An 8713-nucleotide genomic window follows, 5' to 3' on the forward strand; every position below is an offset into this window, starting at 1 on the left:
ATCAATGATTACAGATAAACGACTTGTCTTGATGATTACAGATAAAAATGGCAGTCGTCATATCAATGTAAGTATGATTTTCAGACAGCTTAGTCTGTATTTTTTACTATTTATCATTTCTATTGTACTATTTTTGATAGTCTCTATTAGTGCATTCAATTCTGAAATCAAAGATATCAATTCAAAAAATATCCTCATCAAAGACCAATATCAGAGGATGCTCAAAAGAAACTCTTATCTCACCGAACAAATCAACCAACGTTTAGAAGAAATTTCTCTTGCAGGTGACAGAATAAATGATCTTGAAAGTGTCATTGGTGTGAGCAAAGATGATTATGAACTAGAAAATAATAATGATTTGATTGGACGTATTGATATAGCTAGTATTACTGGGGCACAAAAAGCTTTTGTAATGAAATTCATCCCTAATGGCTATCCACTTGAAAATTATCGTCGTATTTCAGCAGAATTTGGAAACAGAATGCACCCTATTTTGCACATTTTACATAAACATACAGGCCTTGATTTTAGCACTAAAGTCGATACACCTGTTTATGCGACTGCTGATGGAGTCATAGATTATGCTGCCAATGGTTGGAATGGCGGTTATGGAAAACTTGTAAAAGTAGCACATTCTTTTGGATTTAAGACTTATTATGCACACCTTAATAAAATCATTGTAAAAAATGGAGAATTCGTAAAAAAAGGACAATTAATCGCTTATAGTGGTAATTCAGGAGTGAGTACAGGTCCTCATTTGCATTATGAAGTTCGTTTTTTAAACCAACCTTTAAATCCAATTAATTTTGCAAAATGGGATATGAAACATTTTGATTCTATATTTCAAAAAGAAAGGACAATAGCATGGCAATCTTTACTAACGACAATAAACAACCTAATGGGGCAGGAAAAATGGGACCAGCAACAATTATCGCTCAAGGAACAAAACTAAATGGCACAATCCATACAGATTGCCATTTACATATTGATGGTGAATTTGAAGGCAATATTCATTCTAAAAATACCGTTATGGTTGGGAAAAGTGGTTTAGTAAGTGGCGAGATACACTCTCAAAAACTTATAGTAAGTGGTAAATTTGAAGGTGTTGTAGAATCTGAAGTAGTCGAAATACTTCCACTTGGTAAAATTGATGGCAAGATAATCAGTTCAGAACTCGTCATTGAACGTAAAGGTATTTTTATGGGTGAGAGCAAAACGAAACAAAATACCATCCAAAAACTTCAAAAAATCACTAAACACGAAAATGATACAATCTAGCCTTTATGATGCCCTGCAAAAGGGTTTAAAAACTAACATTTTAATCACTAAAGATTTTCAAGAAGCACTGCAATCCTATCAAGTTGCCAAATTTCTTGAATCAAAAACTTCCCTTAAACCTATTTTATTACCCGATTTGCGAGCAAAAATGGGTGATGATATGCGTTCATTTACAAATGAATTAAGCGAGCTACTTACAAAATTGCGTGAATTTTATACTTCTACTCAAACTTCAATCATCATCGCACCACTTTCAACACTTCTTTATCCACTGCCATGTAGTGATCTCTTAAAATCATTTGAACTAAAAGAAAAATCGTATATTCAAATAGAAGAGCTTAAAAAAAAGCTTTTCTATTATGGCTATGAAAATGTTGATATTGTAGAAATGGAAGGCGAGGTAAGTTTTCGAGGAGATATTATGGATATTTTTATCCCCTTTGGAAATGCTTATCGAATCAGCTTCTTTGATACGGAATGTGAAAGCATACGCATATTTGATCCAGACACTCAAATCAGTATCCAGGAAGAAAAACAATCCCTCATAATCCCCCCAGCAATATTCAGCCTCAATGAAAAACAGTACAAATCCCTTGATGAAAAAATTCAAAATTCCTCTTTTGATGTATTTAGCAAAGATATTGCTTCTTTAGGTTTTTGGTTTTTGGGAGAATGGGGGGTAGATTTTATCAAACATTATAAAAGTATCATCACTCAAGAAGCCCTTAAAGAAGCAGGAGAAATATTTTCTCTTGAACAATACCCCACCATCAAACTCAAAGATCTCACAAATCTAAAAACACTTGATGAACCTATTGATGGTAGTTTTGATATCAATGTAGATACAAAAATTTTAGACTCTATCATAGCACTCAATACAAATAAACAAATCACCCTTATTGCAAAAAATCAAGCTCTCATAAAAAACCTTGGTCTGAAAAATCAATACAGCCCAATCATTTCTGATTGTATCATCAATATTTCTACTCCGACAGAACTCATCATTTCACTAAACACTTACTCCAAAACAAAAAAACAAAAAAAATCAAAATTGGGCGTTGATGAACTCAATATAGGAGAATGTATTGTACATGATGATTATGGTATAGGCATCTTTAGAGGTATCATACAAACCGATATTTTAGGTCATACAAGGGATTTTATCCATATTGATTATCAAGATGAAGATAAACTATTGCTTCCTGTAGAAAACTTGCATTTAATACAACGATATATCGCAACTTCTAGCAATACGCCCATCATAGATAAGCTGGGCAAAGGTAGCTTTAGCAAGCTGAAAGAAAAAGTCAGGGTTAAGCTATTTGAAATTGCAGGCAATATCATTGATCTTGCAGCCAAACGCAATCTCATTGAAGGAAAAAAAATAGATACAACTTTGCCCGAAATCGAAATATTTAAAAATTCTTCTAATTTTACGCTCACAAATGACCAACAAAAAGCTATAAAAGAAATATTCTCAGACTTAGAAAGTGGCAAAGTAATGGATAGATTGTTGAGTGGTGATGTAGGTTTTGGCAAGACAGAAGTAGCACTCAATGCTATTTTTGCCATTTATAAAAATGGATTCCAATCTGCAATGATTGTACCTACCACACTTTTATCTAACCAACATTTCAACACCCTCAAAACAAGATTGGAACCCTATGGAATGCGGATAGCTAAACTTGATCGTTTCATCAAACCTTCCCAAAAAGCCCATATCCTCAAATCACTCCTAGAAGGTGAAATTGATGTTGTTATAGGCACACATTCACTTTTAAATGTAAAGTTTAAAAACCTTGCTTTGATTATCGTAGATGAAGAACATAAATTTGGTGTCAAACAAAAAGAAGCTATCAAAACCCTCAACAAAGATTTACACCTACTCAGTATGTCTGCAACCCCTATTCCACGCACTCTGAATATGGCTCTTTCACAAATCAAAGGGATGAGTACTCTGCTTACTCCACCTATAGAAAGACAAACAAACAAAACTTTTTTGAAAGAAAAGAATCCTGCTCTGTTAAAAGAAATCATCCACCGGGAACTGCGTAGAAATGGTCAAATTTTTTATATACATAACAATATTGCGAGTATTGCTAAAGCAAAAAAAGAAATTCAAGAACTTATCCCAAAACTCAAAATCGCCATCCTACACTCTCAAATAGATTCTAAAGAAAGTGAAGATATTATGTTTGAATTCATCAATGGAAGTTATCAAATGCTACTTTGCACTTCTATAGTTGAATCAGGAATTCATTTGCCCAATGCAAACACTATCATCATTGATGGAGCTGATAAATTTGGACTCGCAGATCTCCACCAACTAAGAGGACGCGTAGGTAGAGGTAACAAAGAAGGATTTTGTTATTTTTTAATAGAAGACAAAAAATCTATCACTCCAGAAGCACAAAAACGTCTCCTTGCACTAGAAAAAAACTCTTATTTAGGCAGTGGAGCTTCTATAGCATACCATGATTTAGAAATCCGAGGTGGAGGAAACTTAGTAGGTGAAGCTCAAAGTGGACATATTAAAAATATCGGTTATAGCCTTTATATTCGTATGCTTGAAGAGGCTATCAATCAGCTCAGTGGCAAAGAATCTCAAATCAGTTCAAATGCAGAACTCAAACTAAATGTGAGTGCTTATCTCAATCCTGAGCTCATTGAAAGCAATCGCTTGAGACTAGAACTCTATCGACGACTATCTTTGTGTAAAGAAATAGACCAAGTCTATGAAATAGAAGGCGAGATAGAAGACCGCTTTGGCAAGCTTGATGCAATGAGCCTCCAATTCATTCAAATCATTATCATAAAAATCCTAGCTAATACAGTTGGGGTCAAAACCCTCTCAAACTATGGTCAAAATATTTCTATCATCTATATTGATTCAAAAGAATATATCCAATCTCCAAGCAAAGATGAAGATGACATTCTGAACACTATTTTAACACACCTTAGGAAAAAACAATGTTGCTAAAAAGGATGTGTTTGTGAAATTAGCTGTATTTGATTTTGACTCAACCCTAATGGATGGTGAAACCATTGAATTCCTTGCTCAAGATTATGGTATCAAGAACAAAATCGCTCAAATAACCACAAAAGCTATGGAAGGCAAACTTGATTTTTATCAAAGCCTAAAAGAAAGAGTCAAAGAACTTGCAGGAATGCAAGAAAAAAGAGCTCGTCAAATTTGTGAAAACTTGCCTTTAATGCAAGGTGCAAAAGAAGTTATCTTGGAGCTGAAATCTAAAAATTACAAAGTTGTTTGTTTCAGCGGTGGATTCAAATTCGCAACCACACATTTCAAAAATCTACTCAGATTAGATGCAGAGTTTTCCAATACACTCCATTCTAAAAATGGTCTATTAACCGGTGAAGTGGGTGGAGAAATGATGTTTGATTTTTCGAAAGGTCAAATGCTACTTACCCTGCAAAGTTTGCTACAAATTTCCCCTGCAGATACTATTGTTATTGGCGATGGTGCTAATGATGCTAGTATGTTTACCTATGCTGAAAAAAAAATAGCCTTTTGTGCAAAAGATATCCTGAAAAAACAAGCCAATATCATTATTGATGAAAAAGATTTGACAAAAATCTTAAATTATATTTAAATTAAAAATATTGAAGTATCAACGATATACTAAACTTACAATAAATTAATAATTTTATATGTATTTTATGACATATCAAGTGGTTTATTTTGATCATAGGATTTGATATATAAAAAATGCTATAATTATGAGAGCATTTTTTATGGGGCTGATTGGCTTCGACAGGAGTCATATTGCTTGGGTTGCATGCCGGCTGTATGCCGTAAAACTACGCAAATAATAAACGCAAATAATTCAAATTATGCTCCTGCTTACGCGAAAGTAGCGTGAGTTAACTAACTTTTTGGAGCGGGCTTTATCAATAATTCTAGCGTATTGGTTAAGCCCTCATTGCTGCTAGATGCTTTTGCAAAACGCCTGATTTGCAAAAAAAGACTTTGGCTGCTTGTATATCTTGATTTGGGGATTGGGTAGGGTATACAAAAAGACTTTTCAATCTCATCTAAGCATGTAGACACTCTTGTTGGGTATGGTTTTTGGACTGGGGTTCGATTCCCCACAGCTCCACCACAAAAAATTTCTTTTCATATACATATCATAACATATCACTACACATTGATACATATTTTTATCTTCAAGTTTCCTTGCTTTAGAACTCAAATCAAATTTATCATTCCTATTGTTGTTTGCCTCTGTTGTAAGGGATTCTTTTTTCTTTTCAAAAAATCCACTCAAAGATTTTTGTTTTGTGGCAATAAAAAGATAGTAATTGATTTGATAAGCTTCAAAATCATTTTCCCATTTATCTATAATTGATTTTGCATAAATATTTTTATTATTTGATGAATTATTGTCTATGATTACCTTTTCTTTTTTACAGAAAATATTTATTTCAAAATCACTTTTGAGGGAATTGAGGAATGTTATCCTGTCATTTTGTTTTTCAATCTCTTCATTTTGATTGAAAGCAGAATAAGAAATACCTTCAATCTTAAAACCTATCACAAGATTAAAATCTCTTGCCGAATCCAACCAAATCCTTCACGCAATTTGTCCTTATTAATCACCTATAAATATTATATTAATCTACTTTTTTATCTGAATATTTTTTATGATTGAATATGATTTATTTTTGATGAAACTAATTTAGGGATTGATAAAAGTTTATGATTGAAAATAAGAAAAATAATTGATTTAAATATTGGATTCAAACTCATATAAGATTCAAATCATTTCTTTTGATATTTTTGATTATTTTTTTACAAATCAATTAAAAAAATCTATTCAAATAAATTCAAATCCACAACTCATAAACTTGTTAAATCCATTTGATTTTTTCAAACACATTTTCCTCTAACATTTCAAAAACCAATTTTGTCAAAAATTTCAGGGTTTAAAACCCGTTACTGATGATATTTAGACCTTTTTTATGTATATAAAAAAGGGTTATCCTGCTAACAAAAATGGATTCAAAAAAGATAAAATGCTTTTGATTGAAAAATATTGAAAATATTTTAAGCTCATTGTTTGATGAGTTTTGAAATATTTTTGATTGAAAGTTTTTGCATCAAACTTGATTTATTTTTAAAACCAAAAAGGGAGAAAAAGATTTAAAAGCTATGAGAACTATGGATGAAATATTTTTTGATTTTGAAGAGATAAAGACAAAAATACAACAAGCATCAAATATCAATTTTATTCCAAAGAAAAACAATAGATTTTTATCTCCAAATATTTCTTTTTCTAACATAGGCTCTTTATATAATCTTGATAAAACAAATCAATCAAATAAAACAAGCAAACAAGTTGTAATAAAAAATATTTCCAATCTTTCTGCCAATGGGATTAAAAATGCACTCAATTATATTATCAAGAATTCTTTAGGATCTACTTGTTTGAATCAAGATGATGAAACTAAAACCCAACAAGAAGTTTTGAAAGATTGGCAAAAAGATTTTTCTAGCAAAAAGGATGCAAAAGAAGCAATGCATCTTATCTTTAGTATTGATGAAGAGTTTACAAAACAAAATTTAGAAACTTTAGAAAAATCACTCAAAACAACGATGAGAAAAAACTTCAATGGATATAAATACATTATGGTCAAGCATACCCATCAAAACAACCCACATATCCATATCCTTGTGAATAAAAATAATCTGTATACAAATAAGAAATTACATTTCAACACTAAGAGGGATTGTAAAAACTTTTTCAATCAATTAAGAGAAGATTTCAAAGATTGCCTCAATCATTACAATAGTAATTTTTCATATGAGAATAAATACAAATTTCAAAGGGATTTGAGTTTTGAAAAACTCTATCCTGATACACAAAAAGATATTTCAATAGAGCTAGCTAAAAACTTAAAACAAATAGCAAAAAAGATTTCTATGAATGAATTGAATATTGAAGTGCTTAATGAAGAGATTGAATCACTCACAACACAACAAGAAAGACTAAGGAAAGATTTTATACATTATAAAAATTTCAAGATCGCTTCAAAACTCAAAAATATCCATATGCAACTAAGAGATAAATACAAAATAAAAAAGCAGTTGTTTTATGAGCATAAGGAATTGAACAACACATACAAATCTTTTGATGCACAAAGGAGGAATTTAGCTCATAATGATTATTCTCAATTCAAAAGGCAAAAAGCCATCATTGATTTTATAAAGCAGAACAAGAAATCTTGTAAATTCTTTTCTAAATCATTCATAGAGACTCTTAAATCCATTCAATCAAATATTGCTTTATCCAAACAAAAGGTATTGTCAAATTCATTAGGATACATCAAAGACAATCTGATGCTTTTGAAAGTTTTTAAGGATGCAAATGTATTTAAGATTGATGAAGCTATTGATATATTGAATAAAGATTTGAATGTATTAGAAAGTATGAAAAAAGATATGAGTGATAGGAATGAAGGAAGCATAAGAGAAGAGAAGGTAACATCATTGGATGAAAACCTAAAAACTTATCAATCATTAAATCATTAAAATCTTTAATTTCTTTGAAAGCAATTAATTTACTATACCCCCCCCCCCATAAGTAAAAAAATCAATTTTATATTGACATTTATGAAAATAAGTTTTATAATATTCTAAACATTTGACAAAAAAGAAAAGGTTCTACAATGAAAAAAACATACTTAAAAATCTCAACAATACTTTGCTTGATTGCTTATGGGGGGGGGGGTCAGTGATTTAAAGGCAACACCAGAACCAGATTACAATTTTTTATATTCATACAAGCCAAAGCCAAACTATTCTATAAAAGATATTATTGAGTATAACTTACAATATTATGATAAACTAACCGATTTTTGGGTAAAAGACCGTAAAAAATCGGTTAAACATAATATGGATAAAGTAAATAACGCGATTAATAGAGTAAGAAATCATAATGCCCTATTCAATCAAGGACTAATACAAATAATCAATGATTATAAAAACGATAAGATAGTGCATAGACCCGGTACTGGTCAGGTTCTATACAAAAATTATTTTGATGAAATCAAAGAAGGTGAAATTAATGTTAATGATATACCTTCAATACAACATATTATGAATAGATCATGTATTATAAAAAGTACAACAAATATAAATTGTATAATAAAAGAATACGATAGAATAGTTAGGTTGATAAAAGTATTTAATTTAGATCCTTATAATTTTATTTCGAAATTCTTATTAATTAATAGTACCTTAGATGAAATTTTAAACAAAATAACTTTTAAAGTATCAACCCTAAGTCAAGCTCAACAACAAGCTTTCAAAACCATCCATAATGATCAAAAGAAATTCTCTTCTCTGAATGCTGGGGTTCAAAGGAGTGCTCAAATGACAAATTTCATTTCTTCTTTGAACACACAAACAAGA

6 protein-coding genes and 1 other RNA gene are annotated in these 8713 nt (G+C 30.8%); all 7 read left to right on the top strand.

All coding sequences use genetic code 11. The features are described from left to right. The first annotated feature begins 4 nt into the window (after window positions 1-4). Window positions 5-952 (top strand): M23 family metallopeptidase, encoded by a 948-nt coding sequence (locus tag BKH44_RS06520; protein WP_095271468.1) that lies wholly within the window; start codon window positions 5-7, stop codon window positions 950-952. Then, the gene (locus tag BKH44_RS06525) at window positions 865-1278 is read left to right on the top strand and encodes a polymer-forming cytoskeletal protein (RefSeq protein ID WP_095271470.1); all 414 of its coding nucleotides are present in this window, start codon (window positions 865-867) and stop codon (window positions 1276-1278) included. Before BKH44_RS06520 ends, BKH44_RS06525 begins: the two co-directional genes overlap by 88 nt. Continuing rightward, a complete protein-coding gene (gene mfd, locus BKH44_RS06530) occupies window positions 1265-4258 on the top strand; it encodes a transcription-repair coupling factor (protein ID WP_095271473.1) in 2994 nt (997 codons plus the stop codon). Before BKH44_RS06525 ends, mfd begins: the two co-directional genes overlap by 14 nt. A gap of 13 nt (window positions 4259-4271) precedes the next feature. Next, window positions 4272-4892, top strand: a complete 621-nt coding sequence (gene serB / locus BKH44_RS06535) for a phosphoserine phosphatase SerB (protein ID WP_095271476.1) — start codon at window positions 4272-4274, stop codon at window positions 4890-4892. A gap of 144 nt (window positions 4893-5036) precedes the next feature. Further along, window positions 5037-5402: a transfer-messenger RNA gene (gene ssrA / locus BKH44_RS06540) on the top strand. Window positions 5403-6460: 1058 nt separating this feature from the next. Next, window positions 6461-7831 (top strand): relaxase/mobilization nuclease domain-containing protein, encoded by a 1371-nt coding sequence (locus tag BKH44_RS06545; RefSeq protein WP_180674134.1) that lies wholly within the window; start codon window positions 6461-6463, stop codon window positions 7829-7831. A gap of 186 nt (window positions 7832-8017) precedes the next feature. Continuing rightward, a partial coding sequence (locus BKH44_RS06550) for a hypothetical protein (RefSeq protein ID WP_143428317.1) occupies window positions 8018-8713 on the top strand: 696 nt, incomplete at its 3' end.

The sequence above is a fragment of the Helicobacter sp. 13S00477-4 genome, assembly GCF_002272785.1.
In the GTDB taxonomy this organism is placed as follows: domain Bacteria; phylum Campylobacterota; class Campylobacteria; order Campylobacterales; family Helicobacteraceae; genus Helicobacter_J.

Bases quoted from the DNA above. Each gene is read 5' to 3' on its own strand.
- BKH44_RS06545 (WP_180674134.1), top strand. From the start codon at position 6,461: ATGGATGAAATATTTTTTGATTTTGAAGAGATAAAGACAAAAATACAA.
- BKH44_RS06525 (WP_095271470.1), top strand. From the start codon at position 865: ATGGCAATCTTTACTAACGACAATAAACAACCTAATGGGGCAGGAAAA.
- mfd (WP_095271473.1), top strand. From the start codon at position 1,265: ATGATACAATCTAGCCTTTATGATGCCCTGCAAAAGGGTTTAAAAACT.
- BKH44_RS06520 (WP_095271468.1), top strand. From the start codon at position 5: ATGATTACAGATAAACGACTTGTCTTGATGATTACAGATAAAAATGGC.